At 59.5% G+C, this 19820-nt stretch carries 16 protein-coding genes; 8 read left to right on the top strand and 8 right to left on the bottom strand.

The window, feature by feature from the left end; genetic code table 11:
• Positions 1 to 17: 17 nt before the first annotated feature.
• Entirely contained in the window at positions 18 to 305 is a 288-nt protein-coding gene (locus GbCGDNIH6_RS01125; protein ID WP_072562554.1) for a sulfurtransferase TusA family protein, read from the bottom strand.
• 114 nt (positions 306 to 419) lie between these two features.
• On the opposite strand from GbCGDNIH6_RS01125, the gene GbCGDNIH6_RS01120 reads away from it, so the two are divergent.
• From GbCGDNIH6_RS01120 to GbCGDNIH6_RS01105, 4 genes are all read left to right on the top strand, one after another.
• Positions 420 to 1364, top strand: coding sequence for an ROK family protein (locus GbCGDNIH6_RS01120; protein ID WP_072562553.1), 945 nt, complete (start codon positions 420 to 422; stop codon positions 1362 to 1364).
• Positions 1361 to 2644 (top strand): DNA polymerase IV, encoded by a 1284-nt coding sequence (locus GbCGDNIH6_RS01115; protein ID WP_072564221.1) that lies wholly within the window; start codon positions 1361 to 1363, stop codon positions 2642 to 2644. The genes GbCGDNIH6_RS01120 and GbCGDNIH6_RS01115 overlap by 4 nt, the downstream gene beginning before the upstream one ends.
• Entirely contained in the window at positions 2572 to 4728 is a 2157-nt protein-coding gene (locus GbCGDNIH6_RS01110) for a DUF6311 domain-containing protein (RefSeq protein ID WP_475690078.1), read from the top strand. Before GbCGDNIH6_RS01115 ends, GbCGDNIH6_RS01110 begins: the two co-directional genes overlap by 73 nt.
• Before the next feature lie 202 nt (positions 4729 to 4930).
• Complete coding sequence (locus GbCGDNIH6_RS01105) at positions 4931 to 6271, top strand: hypothetical protein (RefSeq protein ID WP_157692285.1); 1341 nt, start codon at positions 4931 to 4933, stop codon at positions 6269 to 6271.
• A gap of 11 nt (positions 6272 to 6282) precedes the next feature.
• Here the strand turns inward: GbCGDNIH6_RS01105 and GbCGDNIH6_RS01100 are convergent, their stop codons facing one another.
• The 3 genes from GbCGDNIH6_RS01100 to GbCGDNIH6_RS01090 form a co-directional block, all read right to left on the bottom strand.
• The gene (locus GbCGDNIH6_RS01100; protein ID WP_081369899.1) at positions 6283 to 7314 is read right to left on the bottom strand and encodes a cell envelope integrity EipB family protein; all 1032 of its coding nucleotides are present in this window, start codon (positions 7312 to 7314) and stop codon (positions 6283 to 6285) included.
• Positions 7315 to 7371: 57 nt separating this feature from the next.
• The gene (gene aspS, locus GbCGDNIH6_RS01095) at positions 7372 to 9159 is read right to left on the bottom strand and encodes an aspartate--tRNA ligase (protein WP_072564219.1); all 1788 of its coding nucleotides are present in this window, start codon (positions 9157 to 9159) and stop codon (positions 7372 to 7374) included.
• A gap of 142 nt (positions 9160 to 9301) precedes the next feature.
• On the bottom strand, positions 9302 to 10282 hold the full coding sequence (locus GbCGDNIH6_RS01090; protein WP_072562550.1) for a magnesium transporter CorA family protein: 981 nt from the start codon (positions 10280 to 10282) through the stop codon (positions 9302 to 9304).
• Positions 10283 to 10382: 100 nt separating this feature from the next.
• On the opposite strand from GbCGDNIH6_RS01090, the gene rnd reads away from it, so the two are divergent.
• A complete protein-coding gene (rnd, locus tag GbCGDNIH6_RS01085) occupies positions 10383 to 11570 on the top strand; it encodes a ribonuclease D (RefSeq protein ID WP_072562549.1) in 1188 nt (395 codons plus the stop codon).
• Positions 11571 to 11586: 16 nt separating this feature from the next.
• Here rnd and GbCGDNIH6_RS01080 read toward each other — a convergent pair whose 3' ends face one another.
• The 4 genes from GbCGDNIH6_RS01080 to metF form a co-directional block, all read right to left on the bottom strand.
• On the bottom strand, positions 11587 to 13077 hold the full coding sequence (locus tag GbCGDNIH6_RS01080; protein WP_072562548.1) for a Ppx/GppA family phosphatase: 1491 nt from the start codon (positions 13075 to 13077) through the stop codon (positions 11587 to 11589).
• A gap of 39 nt (positions 13078 to 13116) precedes the next feature.
• Entirely contained in the window at positions 13117 to 14043 is a 927-nt protein-coding gene (locus GbCGDNIH6_RS01075) for a 50S ribosomal protein L11 methyltransferase (RefSeq protein ID WP_025285785.1), read from the bottom strand.
• Between the two features lie 13 nt (positions 14044 to 14056).
• A complete protein-coding gene (locus GbCGDNIH6_RS01070; protein ID WP_072562547.1) occupies positions 14057 to 16345 on the bottom strand; it encodes an ATP-dependent helicase in 2289 nt (762 codons plus the stop codon).
• 85 nt (positions 16346 to 16430) lie between these two features.
• A complete protein-coding gene (gene metF, locus GbCGDNIH6_RS01065) occupies positions 16431 to 17393 on the bottom strand; it encodes a methylenetetrahydrofolate reductase [NAD(P)H] (RefSeq protein WP_051496826.1) in 963 nt (320 codons plus the stop codon).
• Between the two features lie 236 nt (positions 17394 to 17629).
• Here metF and GbCGDNIH6_RS01060 point away from each other — a divergent pair, with 236 nt between their 5' ends.
• The 3 genes from GbCGDNIH6_RS01060 (at position 17630) to GbCGDNIH6_RS01050 (ending at position 19818) form a co-directional block, all read left to right on the top strand.
• Complete coding sequence (locus GbCGDNIH6_RS01060) at positions 17630 to 18457, top strand: MlaA family lipoprotein (RefSeq protein ID WP_025285782.1); 828 nt, start codon at positions 17630 to 17632, stop codon at positions 18455 to 18457.
• Positions 18458 to 18526: 69 nt separating this feature from the next.
• Positions 18527 to 19120: an MlaC/ttg2D family ABC transporter substrate-binding protein gene (locus GbCGDNIH6_RS01055; RefSeq protein WP_038515772.1), complete on the top strand. Its 594-nt coding sequence runs from the start codon at positions 18527 to 18529 to the stop codon at positions 19118 to 19120.
• Positions 19121 to 19260: 140 nt separating this feature from the next.
• On the top strand, positions 19261 to 19818 hold the full coding sequence (locus GbCGDNIH6_RS01050) for an SRPBCC family protein (protein ID WP_095413420.1): 558 nt from the start codon (positions 19261 to 19263) through the stop codon (positions 19816 to 19818).
• Positions 19819 to 19820: the final 2 nt, after the last annotated feature.

Raw genomic sequence — 19820 nt, 5'->3', positions numbered from 1 at the left:
GCCGCATGCGTCTCTGATCAGCCAGAAACGATGTTCTGACCTTCGGCCTGATCCGTGGACGATCCGGGAGGAGAAGGATCGCCACGGCGTCTGATCACAAAACTGAACACACCGCCTTCCTCGCTCCAGGCTACCAGAGCATGGCCGGTCTCTCGACAGAAAGCATGGAAATCCGCCACGGAGGCGCGGTCGGTCGCCTGCACGCGCAGACGTTCGCCCGCCGCCATGCCGCGCAGGGCACGGTTGGCACGGAGCACGGGCAGAGGGCAACTGAGGCCCCTGACATCCAGAACAGTTTCGGCCATGGAGCAATTCTCCGCTCTTCTGCGAAACAGGACAAGCCCGCTCGGCTATAGAGGCCGTGAGAACAAACAGGATTGCCGCTTGAGCATGGCCGATAGCTGCGGCATCACGTGATCATGGCGCATGGCATTCCTGATTTCCGCATCAGCCCCGATTTCCGCATCGGGATTGATCTCGGCGGCACCAAGACGGAGATCGTCGCTCTGGGACGGGATGGCGATATTCTATACCGCCGTCGCGCTGTGACCCCCTCATTTTATGACCCTTCACTGCGCCAGATTGCCTCCATGGTCGAGGCGGCGGAACAGGCGCTGGGTGGGCATGGCAGTGTCGGCATGGGCATTCCCGGCACGATCGACGCCCGGACCGGACTGGTGAAGAACGCCAACTCTACCTATCTGATCGGTCATGCTCTGGATCGTGATCTGGCAGAGCTTCTGCATCGTCCGATCAGGGTGGAAAATGATGCCAACTGTTTTGCACTCAGCGAGGCCTCAGATGGGGCGGCAGCGGGAATGAGCGTCGTGTTCGGCGTGATTCTGGGCACGGGTTGCGGTGGTGGCATCGTGGTCAATGGCCGTGCCCTGACCGGGCGCCATCGTATTGCCGGAGAATGGGGGCATAATCCGCTGCCATGGCCCGATGCAGAGGATCTGCCCATGCCCGCCTGCTGGTGCGGGCAACATGGTTGTCTGGAAACCTATCTCAGCGGACCGGCTCTGGCCGCTTCCTGCGATGGTCCCGGCTCCCATGATGCTCACGCCCTGCCCGAACGTGCGCGGGCGGGCGATTTCGCTGCGCAACAGGCACTGGACAAACATGCGGATCGGCTGGCACGTGGGCTGGCGGCGATTGTCAATGTGCTGGACCCCGATGCTATCGTGCTGGGCGGGGGATTATCGGCCATGGACCACCTCTACAGCGCTCTCCCCGGCCTGATGACCCGCCACGTGTTCAATGACGGTTGCGATACGCCAGTGCTGAAAAACCGCCACGGCGACAGTTCCGGCGTACGCGGTGCGGCATGGTTATGGCCTGCGCCAGAGCCTCGGCCGGGATGACGGCAACAGAGAGCTCGTTGTGCCGGGACTGTCTGGCTGCGCCGGAAGGGCCGCGCTGCGCCTGCGGCTCCCGCCGGATTGTCCGTCATCCGCAACTTCATCAACTGACAGTCGCGCATGTCGATTGCGATGCTTTTTATGCCAGTGTCGAGAAACATGACCGCCCGGAACTGGCAGCGAAGCCCGTTCTGGTCGGCGGAGGCAAACGAGGTGTCGTTGCAGCCGCCTGCTATATCGCCCGGATGCAGGGGGTGCGCAGCGCCATGCCGATGTTTCAGGCCCTGAAAGCCTGCCCGGACGCCGTTGTTCTGCCACCTGACTTTCCGAAATATCGTGCCGCCGCGTATCGTATCCGGGAAATGATGCTGGCCCTGACCCCGCTGGTGCAGCCTTTGTCCATTGATGAAGCTGCACTCGACCTGTCAGGCACAGAGGCGCTTCACGGCATGTCTCCGGCCCGTGTGCTCGCACGGCTCGCCCAACAGGTGGAAGCAGCTCTGGGCGTGACAGTCTCCATCGGACTGGCCGACAACCGGTTGATGGCCAAGATCGCTGCCGGTCGGGACAAGCCACGCGGCTTCAGCGTCATTGGGGCAGAAGCCGCGCAGGTTCTGGCATCGGAGCCGGTACGCCTGTTACCCGGCATCGGAGCCGCGCAGGCCAGTCGTCTGGCGGCGCAGGGCATCGTGCTGCTGGGGCAGTTGCAGGCACTGGATGACCGGGAAGCACGACGACGCCTCGGCGATGACGGGCCAGCCTTGGTACGGAGGGCACGCGGAGAAGATTCCCGTCGTATCTCCCCTGAGCACGATACAAAATCCATCAGTGCCGAAACCACCTTTGAAGCCGATATCAGCGACCGGGAGACATTGGAACGGCATCTCTGGCGCATGGCTGAAAAACTGGCACGCCGCCTGCGGGCGCAGGATCTGGCTGCGTCCGGCATCGTGCTGAAGCTGAAAACCGCCGGTTTCACCCAGCGCACCCGCAGTCGTCGCCTGCATAGGCCGACCTGCCTGCCGGAAACACTGTTCGAATCAGGACGCAACCTGCTGGAAAAAGAAACCGATGGCACCCGTTTTCGCCTGATCGGGCTGGGGGCTGCACCGCTGGTCAGTGCTTCCCTGGCCGATCCCGGTGATTTAATGGACCAGACCAGCACCAGACGAGCCGCCGCCCGGAAAGCGCTGGATCAGCTGCGTGATAAATTCGGAGAGCGTGTTATTCAGCACGGACGCGGAATGATATTACCCCCGCCAGTTCCAGGGAGACGATCCTGATACCTTTTTCATCCGAGCCGGCTGCCAGAGGTCGTCTCAGTTATCTATGGGGGCTTCTGATCGGCATCCTGCTGACCAGCACCCTGTTCCCGCTCTCCGCTTTTCTGGGACACTATCAGTCTGCCGCACCGACATCGGCCGATGTAGCCCAGCATATTGTCGGCCAGTGGTATTTTCTGGCTGAATCCTGGAACTGGCCTCCTCTGGTCTCTCACAGAATGGCTGATACGGCTGTCAGCCTGACCGACAGTATTCCTCTGACCATTTTACTGGCCAAATTGTTTCAACCATGGCTGCCGAAAGGATTTGAGACAGTCACCATCTGGCTGACGCTGTGCTGGATGCTGCAACCGGTTGCCGCCATATATGCCCTGCGCGGTCTGGGGGAGAAACGGCTGCTGCCTGCGCTTGCCATCGCGGTGATGGCTGTTTCCATGCCGACCTTCATCTTCCGCATCGGACATGCCGCCCTGTGCGGGCACTTTCTGATCCTGCTGATGGTCGGACTGTATTTCAGACTCTGTACCGGACCGCGCCTGTCGCTCCTGGTGGCAGGCAGTGTGCTGACCGTGCTGAGCCTGCTGATCCATCCTTATCTGATGGTCATGGTGGCAAGCCTGTTTCTGGCGGTTCCCGTCACACTCAAGCTGCGTGGAGACAAAGGCTGGCGCCAATGCGCCGCAGTTGTCCTGCTGACAAGTGGGCTCGTGGTTGTGACAGGCTATGGGGCCAGTCTCTGGGGTGCGAAATCAGATGGAGGATACGGATTATACTCCATGAACTGGCTGGCACCTTTCTACCCCGCAGGCTCTGCCCTGTTTCCCAACCATGAGATGGCCACAATTGATGGAACAGGCGGTCAATATGAAGGCTTTCAGTATCTGGGCGCAGGTCTGTTGCTCCTGCTGTTTTTCACAGTCCTTACCCGGCTCGCTCCATCCTGCCTGCGGCACCTTGTACGGGGTGGGTGGCGCCGGCATGGTGGCCTGATCGCGGCTTGCCTTGCCCTGACTATCCTCGCCCTATCCCATGAATGGTATGTCGGGCATCATCGGATCGCCATATTGCTGCCCCATCCACCCGCGGCCCTTCAACAGATCAGGGCCAGCGGACGCCTGTTCTGGCCGGTGAGCTACACCTTGCTGCCAGTCAGCATCGCAGCCATTGCAGCATGGAAAGGCACCTATCGGCATATGTTCGGCATGGCTCTGATCGTACTAGCGGCTGGACTTCAGTTTCTGGATACCACCCAGTTGCGAGCAGGTGTGCGTGCTGAGATGCATCAGCAAGTGGCCTCACCGTTTGACAGTACGAAGCTGCGCAGCATTCTGGCCGGGCAGAGCAGGCTCAATATCTATATGCCTGCCCGCTGCTGGAACAACGACATCCATGATCTGATGCAGGTTCTGTGGATTGCCGCGCAAACCCCCATTGCCGTGAACACGATGTATACGGCCCGCACTAACACTGCCGCCGGATGTTCATTGGACGCTGCCGGGGGAAGTACGCTGGCACCGGGCGAGGTCAAGCTGTTCCTGCCCCATCATCAGGCTGCGGCTTTTCTGGTCGATCATGCTGCGGAACAATGCAGGGCCCTGGGTGCACTCGGCATCTGCACTGCCGATACAGCACGGATGGAGGGGCTGCCTGCCATCCAGTTGCCTCATGCCACAAGTGGAGAGCGCCTGCCTGCCAGCGCCGGGCATACGCTATCCACTCTGCTGGTCCAGGGCTGGCTTGAACCGGCCGGATGGGGAACATGGAGCGTCGGCCCGCAAGCCGATCTTCTTCTTCCCGCCATCGGTGATGGCGCCCTGCATCTGGTTGTTCAGGCTCAGGGCTTTGCCCCCGTCAGTGGAGGCACCCAGCATGTCACCGTTTTACAAAACGGTGCGTCTGTCGCGGAATGGGATCTGACCGATATGCAGATCAAAACCTATCAGGCAAACTTGCCACCCATCACTGGCCTGCGCCGCCTGACCTTCCGGATTGCACGCCCGATCTCACCCACTGAACGCAAATCCTGGCTTTTTGACAGTCAGATCGGGTTTGGGCTGGAAGCTGTAACAGTTTCAGAAAGATAATAAAAAATTTTCTCTCCATAGAATATCAGCGGTATCCTTATAAGATTATGACATTTTATAAGGATATTTTCCTTGATCTTGAATGAAGAGCTGGAATTAAGAAAAAAATTCACCTTATAATAGAGCGATGAAGGCACACATCACCAAGAAATCTCTTACTGATTTTCTGGAACTGTCAATTGCAGCGGTGATATCGCTTTTTTTGACTGCCTCCATTGCCACTTATGCCCGTCTGATCCCACTCAGCCGATGGCAGGCTGATGAGTTCATTACATTTGCTCATAATCGCGATACAGGTCTGCCGTTTATTCTGACCCGTTTTTTCCACTGGAGTCCAAGGCCGGTCTCCGAGTTCATTCTCTGGCTGTATTATCTTGCATCAACTGCTTTGCATCGCCCCCTGATCACCGCGATCATCGGAAGTTTATGGGCGGTTCTGATCATCAGCGGGCTGTCCATCCTGAGACACCGCAGCAACAAAAAGCTGCTCCAACTTTGTCTGTGTCTGGCGCTGCCCGCCTTCTATCTGCTCGATACCGATCCGACCGAGGTTTTTTTCTGGCCTCAATCAGCCGTTGCTTATGTCACGACCCTGGCAGCCATCACCTTGCTGTTCTGGGAGATCGCCAGCAACACACCCATTACCTCCACCCGATCCATCGTTCTGCTGATCATTGCCGCATGGAGTAGTGAAACCGGCGCGTTTTTCGTCTTCCTCTTTACCATCATGAACGCTCCGTTCGCCTTTTCCGAGCAGCCGCTGTTGCCTGCATTTTTTCGCTGGAGTCTGCCTCTGCTGGGATCGGGACTGATTTTGTTTCTGCTGTTGCTGGGGAGGGTTGGAACCCCCGAACTTCCTATCCAGACAGGGCACTATATTCACCATGCTCTTCCCAGCGCACAGGCGGCTACAGGCGTGCTGATGGATGAGCTTGGCTTTTCAACACAGAACCAAATGCCGCTTGGCTGGATTCATCTGCTGTTTTTTCTGGGAGCACGCTGGTGCTGGAGCAGCATGCGCCGCAATGGAGTCCGGATTCGAGCGGGACTTCTGACAGGGTTTGCTATTGCTCTTCTTTCAGCGGCTTATATCTCCATCCTCGCAGCCTATTATCAATTTGATTATGTCTGCTGCGCCCGGCATGTTACGATCCGCGAGAGCTATATTCTGCTGGCGGTTATGGCCCTCGGATTTGCCTCAGCCCGCTGGCCCTTGATCGACACACGATATTTACGGGTCGTGTCAGCATTGCCATTCGCCGTGGCACTTCTGATTGCGCTGCCTGTTCGCTTGCCAGCGCTCCAGCATGATCATGCACTCACTGATCAGGTCACTGCGGCGAAAGCAGCAACATGGGCGTCCGGCACAGCCCACGCTGACGCAATGATTTTTTATCAGCAGCCGGATGGCATGATCGTCCATAATGGCTATCTGCCAGCAGGCAATTACGTCATGGGGCAAACCCGGAACTGGATTCCGGTCGGGATCATGCAGTTCTTTCACAAGCAGAAGCTGATCGTCACTACCTCATCCCTGCCATAAGCGATGGACAATCAGCATTTATGCGGGAGTGACTTGAAGGATGCAATGCCGCCTTTCAGCTTGAAATCACCGAAATTCATGGTGAGGTCATCCGCCACGCCATTCAGCCAGTATCGCATGCCGGCCTGATAAGCAGGCTCTATCCTCGCCTTGTCGGTGTCGAAGAACGACACCAGCACTTTGGCGCTCGGCATGTCCTTGAGCAGGTCAATCTTGACTGGAACCGATTTTTTCCAGTCGAGCGCTACGACAAATGTATCCTGCACTCCATCTGGCGATGTTCCATCAAACAGGGGGAGGGCCGAAAATTTGATCCCGTTCTCCGCCGCAGCCAACAGTGCCGCCGTATGCATCATCGGGAAGAACGTACCGGCCTGAATCGGCTTGGTCATCGGACGCGGCAGATCATAACGGATCGTCCCACTCTGGCCGAAACCATCCATAGAGGCTTCACCCGCCGTTTCCTGTGACACGGCGGTATCCGTCGTCTGCCTCATGTGAAAACGCATGCGGGTGCCGTCTTTGGATTCCCAAGTAGTGTAATCCGAAACCATCTGGATATCCTGACCATCCCGATTGGAAATCGTCATCTCCAGACGCTGCCGTGTAGCCCAGCCATCACAGGCATCAATGACCTCGTAATCCATACCGCCGCGAGCACCAATGACATCCCCGGTCGGGGTGCCATCCAGTGTCAGATCGTAATGGATGCGATGCGCCGCCATGCCGGAGGCAATCTTAAGAATCTGTGCCTGATCCGGGTGGGCTGTTGGCGTCATGGAGGAGGCGGACTGGGCCGCCGGCACGATATCATGAGAAGCAGGTTTTTCTGCTGCGTGCTCTCCGCCGGCTGCCAAGGCAGGGAGGACGGAGAGTGAGGCGCTGCTGACCCCACCCAGCATCAACCCTGCCAGCGCCAGAGAAAAGCGCGTGATTGAGGGCGCTTCCCGGATAGACCCGGTCCCTTGACCTACATGGATACGAGACGGAACGAGAAAATCGCGGATACGTGCCATGCGGGAAGGATAAGAGCCTCCCACCATGCTCGCCAACCCCCGCCAGCGCGGAAAATGCTGCTCAGGCAGGGGCGAAGGCCGATATTACCCCTTTTTAACCACAGGTGGTTTTTCGATCCGCAGGGACAATTCTTTCAACCGGGCATGCTCTACCTCGGCCGGGGCACCCATCATCAGATCCTCGCCCTGCTGATTGAGGGGGAACAGGATCACCTCGCGGATATTCGGCTCATCCGCCAGCAGCATCACCATGCGGTCAATGCCCGGTGCGGCACCACCGTGCGGGGGGGCGCCGTAGCGGAATGCATTCAGCATGCCGCCGAACCGTGCCTCCACCTCGCTGGCCGGATAACCCGCGATCTCAAACGCACGGATCATCAAATCAGGACGATGGTTACGAATAGCCCCCGATGAAAGCTCAATCCCGTTGCACACGATGTCGTACTGATACGCCTTGATCGTCAGCGGATCCTGATTGTTGAGCGCATCCAGCCCACCCTGCGGCATGCTGAACGGGTTATGGCTGAAATCGATCTGACCGGTTTCCTCGTTCAACTCATACATCGGGAAATCGATGATCCAGCAGAAGCGGAACTCGTTCTGTGCGATCAGGTTCAACTCCTGCCCCAACCGAGTCCGGACGGCACCTGCGAATTTGGCAGCTTCCAGCTTTTGTCCTGCGGCAAAGAACACCGCATCTCCCGCCTGCAATCCGCAAGCCTGACGGATGGCTTCCGCACGCTCCGGCTCCAGATTGCGGGCGATGGGGCCTTTCGGACCCTCCGCATCGAAAATGATGTAGCCGAGGCCACCGGCCCCTTCCGCACGCGCCCAATCATTCAGCTTGTCGAAGAAGCTGCGTGGGTTTCCAGCGGCGCCCGGTGCCGGAATGGCACGGACGATCCCGCCCGAAGCCGCGATCTTGGCAAACAGCCCGAACCCAGAACCGTCAAACTGAGCCGTCACATCGGTGATCCGCAGCGGATTGCGCAGATCGGGCTTGTCGGAGCCATATTCCAGCATCGCGGTTTCATAGGGAATCCGCGGGAAAGGCGGCCTGGTCACCGTACGACCGTTGGAGAACTCCTCGAACACCTGCGCCATCACCGGTTCCAGTGCAGCAAACACGTCTTCCTGCGTGGCGAAGCTCATCTCGAAATCGAGCTGATAGAATTCACCGGGGGAGCGGTCAGCGCGGCTGGCCTCATCACGGAAACAGGGGGCGATCTGAAAATAGCGATCAAAGCCCGCTACCATCGCCAGCTGCTTGAATTGTTGCGGCGCCTGCGGCAACGCGTAGAACTTGCCCGGATGCAGACGGGCCGGCACCAGAAAGTCGCGCGCACCTTCAGGGGAGGATGCCGTCAGGATCGGGGTCTGAAATTCGGTAAAGCCCTGCTCAATCATACGACGACGCAGGCTGGCGATGACCTGGGCACGCAGCATCATGTTCCGATGCACGCGCTCCCGCCGCAGGTCGATATAGCGGTATTTCAGCCGCAGTTCATCGGGATAGGATTCAGTGCCCGCCACCTGCAGAGGCAGCACCTCGGCCGAGGACTGAACATCCAGCGCAGTTACCCGGAGTTCGATTTCACCGGTCGGCAGTTTCGGGTTCACCGTCCCTGTTTCACGTGCAACAACCTGCCCGGTCACGGTGATGACGCTTTCGGGACGCAACTTTTCAACCGTCGCGAATACATCAGTGCCGGAGGCGAACACGCACTGCGTCAAGCCGTAATGATCACGCAGATCAATGAACAACAGGCCACCATGATCGCGCTTGCTGTGAATCCAGCCGGACAGACGGGCTTCCGTTCCGGTATCGGCGGCGCGCAGGGCGCCACAATCATGGCTGCGATAGGCGTGCATCGGATCAATCCTCGCGGCGTCCACCTCCACCGGCCAGGCGGAAGCGGCACATCTTTTCAGGCAATCCCCGAAAAAGACGGGGCGCGACTGAGTAGCCGATGGTCGCCATCAGGCAAAGCCCATAATGCCGCGAAAAACCGCTTCAGAACCATCCCCGTATCCGGAACCACCCTATCGTCAGCAGGATACTCAGCACCATCAGCCCGAGACTCATCGGATAGCCGTAATGCCAGTCCAGCTCCGGCATCAGCTTGAAATTCATCCCATAAATACCGGCAATCAGCACCGGAGGGATACCAGCGACCGACACAATGGTAAGCACCTTCACGATCACGCTCTGCTCGATACTAATAAACCCGAGTGTCGCGTCGAGCAGGAAATTGAGCTTCATGTTCAGATGATTCTCATAGTCGTTCAGAGACGCGATATCGGCCTTCAGCGACTCCAACCGTGCCGTGAGCGCATCCGACAACCAGTCCTGCGCGTTCGTGATCACATAGGGCACGATCCGCCCTACCCCAAGCAGAGTGTCGCGAATCTTGCCCAGCCTGTCGCCCAGTTGGCCGATCCGGCGCAGGGATGCCTGCAACATACGATCCGCACGGGCCGGCCTGCGGGACGTCTGACGGCTTTCCCTGAAAATTGTGCCGGAGACACGATCAATATCGGTCGCCGTCATTTCCAGCACATCGGCCAGTCGATCAACCAGCGCCTCGATCAGGGCAACCATCAACCGGAAACCGGAACTGCCGCCCGCCTGTCTGGCCGCGAGCACTTCATGCAGTCGATCAAACACCTGCGCTTCCTGAAACCGGATCGTGATCAGGCGCTCCCTGTTCACCACCATACCCAACGGTCCTACGACCGGTTCCTCACTCGACCGGCTGACCAGCGGCATGCTGAGATACAGGGTTTCCTCATGCAGGCGCAGACGGCTGGAATTTTCAATCTCCTCCAGCGCCTGACGTGAAGGAATAGACTGCCCGGTTTCCTGAGACACCAGACGGATTTCCTCTTCCGTCGGATTATGCAGATCAATCCAGCCAGCCTGCGCCAAACAGTCAGGGGCAATATGTCCCGTCTGGTCTTCTGCCCCATGGGCCGCCGGGAATACCCTCAACATGGCAGCATGCCTTCCAGCCTCTCTGTTCCATCGTATTCCGGCTCATCAATCACGCCATTGGTCCTTCCGCCCCCGCACACACGGGTATAAAAGCAGCCCTATGTCCCGCCAGTCCCGCTCCAGATTTCCCAGCCCCACCTTGATGACAAGAAGCGAAGACCTCGCAGCGTTATGCACGACGCTGCGCAGGGAGCCATACGTCACCATTGATACCGAGTTCATGCGAGAACGCACATACTGGCCGGAACTTTGCGTCGTGCAGCTTGGCGGGGCGGATTGCGTCGCCGTGATCGATACGCTGGCGCCGGAACTGGATCTCGCCCCGCTGGGAGAATTGCTGGCTGATCCGGCGGTGATCAAAGTGTTTCATGCCTGCCGGCAGGATATTGAAATTTTCCTGCTGCGCTTCGGCGCCATCCCGCAACCGATGTTCGACACACAGGTTGCCGCCATGGTGGCGGGGTTTGGCGATCAGGTCGGCTATGACACGCTCGTTTCCTCGCTGACCGGCGGTCATATCGACAAGGCGCACCGGTTCAGCGACTGGTCCCGCCGTCCCCTGTCTCAGGCCCAGATCGACTATGCCGCCGCCGACGTCACCCATCTGCGTGGTGTATATGAGACGCTTCGCGATCGACTGGAAAAAGAAGGCCGCCTGGGCTGGGTGTCGGAGGAAATGGCGGTGCTAAACGATCCCGCAACCTATCGCACCGATCCGGTCACGATGTGGGAAAGACTGCGGCCTCGCACCAATAACCGGCGCTATCTGGGGTTGCTGCGCGCCATATGCGCCTGGCGTGAGGTTGAGGCACAGCGCCTGAACATTCCGCGGCAGCGTCTGATCAAGGATGAAAGTCTGCTGGAAATCGCCGCCACTTCCCCTGCCGATGCAGAGTCTCTGGCACAGGCCCGTGGAGTCGGGCGCGGCTTTGCGGAAGGCCGGTCAGGCGCCACCCTGCTGGCGGCCATTGCCGAGGCAAGGGGCCTGCCGGACTCTGATCTTCCCGCGATTCCGCGCAGCCGGGAGAGTGGGTCGCGCCCTTCTCCCGCTCTCGTCTCATTGCTGAAAGTGCTGCTGGCAGCCAAAAGCGAACAGCATAATGTCGCTCCGAAATTGCTGGCGTCCTCGGAAGATCTGGACCGGCTGGCAACCGAGGCGGAACCGGACGTCCCGGCTCTGACCGGATGGAGGCGGGACGTATTCGGTCAGGATGCTCTCGCCCTGAAAAACGGTGAGATCTGTCTTGGCGTGGACGGCAAGCAAATCAAACTGATCACCACAGCCTGACCAGCGGCCTAATCGCTTACCCCTCTGTAATCATGGGTCGCAGGCCCATGATCTGGGCCAGTTGCTCCAGCCTGCGCACCACGCTTTCACCGGCAAAAACACCCCCACCGCGATGCAGCCGCAGTTCCAGTGCTCCATCCCGTGCGTTCAGACCCGCCAGTGCCAGAAGGGCCGGCGTGCCACCGGACAATGTATAGGCCAGCCGAAGGGCATGTCCCAGAATGTCAGCCCGAAGTGCTGCAGCACTATCCAGCAGCAAACGCGCCGGCAGCAGCCAGGGAGAAGCCGGATCGGCCTCATATCGCATGGCAATCGTCAAACCCAGAAAAGCCCGACCATGATGATCGAGGCCGCTGCCCGGCTGACGCAGCAGATAATGAAACGCCTGCTCTGCCCTGAATTCAGGGTGATCGTGATGCCCGATATCGGACATCAGACAGCAGGCTTCGCGCAGACGCCTCTGTTCCTCGGTCTCATCGGGGAATAATCCATCCGTCCAGGCGCAGAGACGGCCAGGCAGAGCAGGATCACGGCTATAAAGACGCGCATCTTCCTCGGCGACCGCCCGCAATGGATCACGTGCGGCGATCTCCGGCGGGATCGTGCGCATATACCAGCCCTCGCGCAAACCATTGGCCGAGAATACAACACGACGACAGCCAGTGGCGCGCAGCAACCGACGCAGCACCAAAGCCGCATAGGGCAGATCTTCCATCCGACGGCGTGGAACGGCAGGAAGCCGCTCCAGCCCTTTAAGACTGGCGGAAGCGATGACACCAGTCAGATCCCGTGCTTCATCCCGGCTGATCGTGTAATGGTGCACCATATTCAGCGGATAACCGGTTTGAGCCATATGGATACGCGCCATTGCGCGCCATGCCCCGCCCACCAGCAGCAGATCCTGGCCCGGCTGCTGCCCCAGCCACGGTACGGAAGCAAGGTCAGTATCGACCAGTGTCCGCGCCTTGGCCGGATCGCCTCCGGCACGATCCGCAAGCCGGATGACCCCAAGCCGCAGGGTAGCGGCATCTTGTGCCTGCCCCCCATCCAGCCGTACCACTTCCAGCGAGCCACCACCAATATCGGCCAGAATACCTCTTGCCTGCGGCATGCCGCACAGCACACCCTGTGCCGACAGCGCGGCTTCTTCATGCCCTGACAGCACCAGAATCGGCACGCCCGGCATGATCCGTTCCAGTGCCGCCACAAAATCAGGACCGTTTTCGGCATCCCGCACCGCTGCAGTCGCCAATACCTCGAACGGATCGGCATGCATCGCGCGGGCCAACGCGTAATACCGCGCCATGACAACCAGCGCCTGCCCGACCCCTTCATCGTTCAACCGTCCTGTGCTTTGCAATCCGCGCCCAAGCCGGAGCACCGCTTTTTCGTTGAAAATCGGTAACGGGTTCCGTGACTGCCCCTCAAACACCACGAGGCGTACCGAATTGGACCCCAGATCAACGACCGCAGCACGTTTTCTGTCAGTCGGAAGAGGAAGAAGCATTCAGCGCGTCTCTTCTTTTATGATGATAAGCGTCTTCAATTATGCCGCAGAGACCGCTTTTTCCAAAGAGGTCACCGGACGCTTGTGAAGGATCAATGTCATCCAATGTCCCTGCGGAATCGCTTTCCACAGCACCAGCCCCTGACGGCGATAGGCTGCCAACACCATCCGCATCTGGGTCGCCAGCAATCCGGCCAGAATCACATGGCCACCCGGTTCCAGAGACTGCGCCAGATGATAGGCCATACCACAGAGAGGGCGGGCAAGAATATTGGCGAAAATCAGATCATAAGGTGCCCTGGCCCGGATGGGACGCCGCTTCCATCCATCCGAGACAAGACAGTCGAGCCGTCTTGATACCCGATTCAGCACTGCATTCTGCTGCGCGGTACGCACTGACCATGGTTCAATATCCGCCGCCATCACCCGCACCGGATGCGGCTTGATCAGCCGTGCCGCTGCCATGGCAAGAATGCCGGAGCCTGTTCCCAGATCGATGACCCGCCGCTTTGGCGAGGCTTTTGCAACCAGTTGCTCCAGCGCCAGCAGACAGCCACGGGTCGAGCCATGCTCGCCGGAGCCGAACGCGACCCCCGCATCCAGCCGCAGCGTGATCCGGCCAGGCGTGTCGGGACCGTTCAGATGTGTGCCGCGCACCGCAAAACGGCGACCTACGAGCTGTTCCGGGAATGATTCATAGGTGCGGGCAAGCCAGCCATCGGCAGGCGTTTCGGTGCGGATGATCTCCGCATCCGTACCGCTGGCAAGGCGAGCCAGCGCCAGAGCCTGATCGAGGCCCGGCGTACCACGCTCCCTGACCCCCTCGATATGCCAGAGGCCGGTATCCTCATCCAGCCAGAGACCGACATTGCCGCACACGGTCTGAAACGCCGCTTCATAAGCATAGACGGCTTCATCGGGAACGATGACGCGCACCGTCTCCAGAGCGGTGGCATGGCGGCTCATTGATCTGTCTTCCTCATCGCGGTTCCACGAAACTGTCGAGAATGCGTTTCGTGCCTGCCTTGTCGAATGTCACGTCCAGACGGTCATCAATCACCGCCGTCACCGTTCCATAGCCGAATTTTTCATGAAAAACCCGGCTGCCGACCGAAAACCGCCCTGCCTGAGATGCCCGGCCAGGCTGTTCCCATGCTTCCTGCACCCGTGGTGCTGCGGCCCAGGGGGCAGTACGGGGGCCGGTGCGGGTCGCCAGCATCGGGAACTGAACGCCACCTCCGAATCCACCCCGCAACCGCTGCTCCCGCTCCATCACTGCCGACCCCTGCGACTGGATGCAGTCCGGCGGCAGCTCCTCGATAAAGCGGCTGGGAATGGCGCTCTGCCAGTTGGCGTAAATGCGCCGGTTGGCGGCGTGGCTGATCACGGCTTTTTGTCGCGCGCGCGTAAGGCCCACATAAGCCAGCCGCCGCTCTTCCTCCAGGCTTTTCAGGCCACCTTCATCCAACGCCCGTTGATGAGGGAACAGGCCTTCCTCCCAACCCGGCAGGAAAACCATGTCGAATTCCAGTCCCTTGGCGGCATGCAGGCTCATCAGACTGACCTTGTCGTCGCCCGCATCCTGTTCATTCTCCATCACCAGCGAGACGTGATCGAGAAAACCGGGCAGAGCATCGAACTCGGCCATGGCGCGCAGCAATTCCTTGAGATTTTCCAGCCTGCCCGGCGCCTCGGGTGATTTGTCCTGCTTCCACATCTCCGTATAGCCGCTCTCATCCAGCATGGTGGCCATGGTGGCGACATGGCCTTCGCTACCCAGCATGCGCCGCCAACTCTCCAGCCCCTGCAGGAAGGCAGCGATGCCCTCTTTCACTTTCCCGCGCAACTTACCATCGGCCAATTGCCGTGAAGCGGCTTCCAGCAGCGGGACGGAATCAGCCCTGGCCCGTTCATGCAGGCCACGCAACGCGACCTCTCCCACGCCACGACGCGGCACATTCACGATCCGCTCGAACGCCAGATCATCGGAAGGTTGGGCCAACAGCCGCGCATAAGCGATCGCATCCCGAATTTCGGCCCTCTCATAGAACCTCAACCCGCCAATGACACGATAGGGCACGCCCAGAGTAATCAGCCTTTCCTCGAAGGAGCGGGTCTGAAAGCCGGCCCTGACCAGCACCGCGATCTCCGACAAAGGGTGACGGTTACGACGCGCTGTCTCGATGCGATCCCCCACCATGCGGGCCTCCTCATCGGAATCCCACAGCGAGATGACATCAACCTTCTCACCTTCCGCATTGGTCCGGCCCGGACGCAGCGTTTTGCCGAGCCGCCCTTCATTATGCGCAATCAGCCCGGCCGCAGCGCCAAGAATGGGGGCGGTCGAGCGATAATTACTCTCCAGCCGCACCACATGAGCGCCGGGGAAATCCTTTTCGAAGCGCAGGATGTTTTCCACCTCCGCACCGCGCCAGGAATAGATGCTCTGATCGTCATCCCCGACGCAGCAAATGTTCTGATCCCCGTTCTGCCGTCCCTGCGCCAGCAGACGCAGCCAGAGATACTGGACCAGATTCGTGTCCTGATACTCATCGACCAGAATGTAACGGAAAGCCCGATGATACTGGCTCAGCACCTCCGGCCGGGAGCGGAGAATCTCCGTCATAAAAAGCAGCAGATCGCCGAAATCAGCCGCATTGAGTGTCCGCAGCCGCTCCTGATAGGCCCGATAGATCGCGACAGCATGGCCGGAGGCATAATCCGTATCCTCAGCCGGGGTCACACGCTCCGGCGTCAGGCCGCGATCTTTCCAGCGCTGGATGGCGGCCATCAGGCCGGGCAGCGGCCATCGTTTGGTATCGACCCGGAACGTCTCCGCCACCTGCTTGAGCAGGCGCATCTGGTCATCACTGTCGAGAATCGAGAAATTCGAGGACAGGCCGACATACTCCGCATGCCGCCGCAGCATACGGGCGCAGAGCGCATGGAATGTGCCGAGCCACAGCCCCTCCACCGTCTCGCCGAGGATCGCCCCGACCCTCTCCCGCATTTCCCGGGCAGCCTTGTTGGTGAAGGTGACGGCCAGAACCTGATTGGGAAAAGCACGTCCGCTTTTCAGGATATGGGCAAAGCGGGTGGTCAGCACCCGTGTCTTGCCCGTGCCTGCGCCGGCCAGCACCAGCAGCGGCCCATCAATTGTCTCCACCGCCGCCCGCTGTTCCGGGTTCAGGCGCGCCAGATACGCCTCCCCCCCCTCAGACGGGACAGAAGCAGCAGGAGGAAACGGCGATGAAGGATGATCGGTCACAAAATCCGATATATGTTGTCAGACCACATCCGTGCAGGGCCACATCCGTGCAGGGGCAGTCCGGAGGGGAAAAGCTCAAACCTATTCAGGCGACGGGTGCGGCAGGGGGATGAACACCCAGAATACGGGCAATTGCATAGACCAGATCAGGACGGTTCAACGTATAGAAGTGAAATTCGTCAATCCCGTTGGCCTGCAACAGCCTGACCTGCTCTGCCGCGACCACCGCCGCCACCATACGGCGGGTTTCCACATCGTCTTCCAGCCCGTCGAACAGGCGGCCCAGCCAATCCGGCACGCTGGTACCGATCGCCGTGCTGAAACGAACCGCCTGCGCATAGTTGGAGACAGGCATGATACCGGGCACGATCGGCGCGGTAATACCTGCGACAAGGCAGCGATCCAGAAAACGCAGGAACGTATCCGTATCGAAAAAATACTGGGTGATCGCCCGTGTCGCCCCGGCATCAAGCTTGCGTTTCAGATTGTCCAGGTCAAAGCCGGCATCCGGTGCAGCCGGGTGAGTCTCGGGATAGGCCGCCACTGAGATCTCGAAATCTCCGATCCGCTTCAGTCCGGCCACCAGATCGGAGGCATAGGCGTATCCGCCCGGATGGGGCTGATACGGGGCACCGCCCGGCATATCCCCCCGCAAAGCGACGATATGCCTTACCCCAGCCTCCCAGTAATGGCGAGCGACCTCATCGACCTCATCGCGTGTGGCACCCACACAGGTCAGATGCGCAGCGGGGGTCAGGCTGGTTTCACGGACGATACGGGCGACGGTCTCATGCGTACGGGCCTGAGTCGAGCCGCCGGCCCCATAGGTGACGGAGACAAAACGAGGCCCCAGCGGCTCCAGACGGCGGATGCAGGACCAGAGCTGACGTTCCAAGGCTGCCGTTTTCGGCGGGAAGAACTCAAACGAGAGCAGCGGCACAGGATGCTCCGCATCCATGGCCGGCAGCCCGGTCACGCGCGGGCCGGTCAGCCAGCGCCGCAATGTCGCGCTTGCACCCTGCTGTTCCTGACCCGCCAGACGATTCATATCCCTCTGTCTCCATCCATCCCCTCGCACCGGAAGGGAAAAGCCGGTCGGTGTTGTCACCTGACAGCCACAGTGATGGCTAGCTCTTGCCTGATAGTGCCATGATGCACAACCTCATACATCCGGATGCGTTGCAGCCCCGTAACTGCATGCTACAACAGTTCGCAGAGACAGGCTGTCTGGCCATCACCCCCGACCTTCACGGTGGGGCTTAATTCTTCAAGGACCTGCCGCCCATGCGCGCTGATTGTTCTGACACAGTTTCGACCATGCGTCCGTTCGGGCTTCCGTTGCGCCGGCTTGCGGCTGTCCTGCTGCTGCCCGGCCTGATAGCCGCATGTGCGACGAAACCACCTGCCAGCGACAAGGAAGCTGTCGCGGAATACCAGCAGGCCAACGATCCGCTGGAACCCACCAACCGGGTCATGTACCAGGTGAACGATGCCATTGATGCGGTGGTGCTGAAACCGGTGGCCCTTGCCTATCATTATGTTGTCCCCTCCCCAGTCCGCACCGGGTTCCGCAACGCGATTACCAATATCCAGACCCCCGTGATCCTGGCCAATGACGTTCTGCAGTGGAACGGAAAGCGCGCCGGCGACACGCTGTCCCGCTTCGCTATCAACAGCACGCTTGGCATTGGCGGCCTGTTCGATGTGGCAGGCAATATGGGTATCAAACGCCACGATACCGATTTCGGCGTTACCATGGCGTTATGGGGCGTACCGGAAGGCCCGTTTCTGTTCCTGCCTATTCTGGGGCCCAGCAATCCGCGTGATGCATCCGGCTATGGCGTCGATGTTGCCATGTCCCCCACCACATGGGTTGGGCAGGGCGCTACAGTCAACAAGCTGCTCTGGACACAGTACAGCGTCTCGGCTGCCGACATGCGCGATCAGGCCAATGATGTGCTGAACTCGATCCAGGAAACGTCGTTAGACCCTTACGCCACGTTCCGCAGCCTGTTCCGTCAGCACCGCGCCAGCGTGATCGAAGATGCCCGCAACAAAGGGACGGTAAAGGATGAAGATCTGTTCCCCGCTTCCGGACCGGGACAACCCTGATCCGGAGACCGGGTTTTTACGCCGACCGCTCCCGCGTGAATGGTAAAACTGAACCTCATGGATGCCATTGTGTTGAATCGACGACTGTTTCTGGCCGCCGCTCTTGCCGGTGCCACATTTCTACCCCTGCCCACCCACGCCCAGAGCAACGTAGCGGCCGACTTCATCCGTCGCGCCGGGAATGAACTGGTGGCTGCGGTCAATAATTCCCCCAGCGAAGCCAGGAAAAAAGCCGAACTGACCCGTATCGTCGACAGCTATATCGATGTCGATAATGTGGGACGCTTCTGCCTTGGCCGTTACTGGACGAGTGCCTCACAGCAACAACGGCAGCAATATCTGAGCCTGTTTCACAAGGTTCTCGTCCGCAACGTCACCAGCAAGATCGGCGAAGCAAAAGGAATGAGCTACACGCTTGGCCGCGTGACGCCACAAGGCGAAAATACGCTGGTTCAGACCATCATTCATCGCCCCGGAAATGCCCCGGCCAACGTCCAGTGGGTTGTGGCGACACAGGGCGGTCCCCCCCGTATTGTGGATGTGCTGGCGGAAGGCACCAGCCTGCGGCTGACCCAACGGCAGGATTATGCCAGCTTCCTGCAACATCATAACCAGGATCTCGATACCCTGATCTCTGCCATCAGCCGGCAGGCGGGGGAATAAAACAGAGCGTTTTTTCAGTGCCATCACTGGCGCTGCAAAAACCGATCAAACAAAACCTCGAATTTAAGACTTTTTCCTTCAGGCACGCTTGTTCTGCGGAAAAGAGCGGGCAATATTTGCCGCCCCAACGGGAGATTGTCATGCTTCTTCACTGGCTTACCCCTGCCCGCGCAGCCATGCTGGCTGTTCCGGTTCTTGTATCCTCCTTTGCCGCTTCACAGGCCTCCGCCCATGGCCCGACCCGTCAGAAGGTCGAGGAATCCGTGACGGTCAACGCAACTCCGGACAAAGTCTGGGCCGTCATCGGCAATTTCCATGACATGAGCTGGAATCCTGCCGTGGCGAGCGTCACCGGTGATGGCGGTAACAAGGTTACCTCCCTGCGCACCCTGACGCTGAAAGCGTCCGGGAAGCCGATCACCGAGTCTCTGGATAAGTACGATGCCACCGAGCATCTGTACAAAACCTTCCTTACCAAGCCCAACCCGGATGCCCTGCCCGCGAACGACCTGTCCACGGAGCTGTCCGTCTCTCCGGCGGCTGGTGGCAAATCCACCGTCGAATGGAACGCGGCTTTTTATCGCGGCTACATGAACAATGATCCGCCGCCGAACCTGAACGATGAAGCGTCCAAAAAGGCGGTCGCCGACTACATGAAAGCCGGTCTTGCCGCCTTGAAGGCCAAATTCGGCGGTTAAAA

The organism is Granulibacter bethesdensis, assembly GCF_001889525.1.
Lineage (GTDB): Bacteria > Pseudomonadota > Alphaproteobacteria > Acetobacterales > Acetobacteraceae > Granulibacter > Granulibacter bethesdensis_C.
The sequence above is the reverse complement of the archived record's forward strand: the minus strand, read 5'-3'. Positions and strand labels throughout refer to the sequence as shown.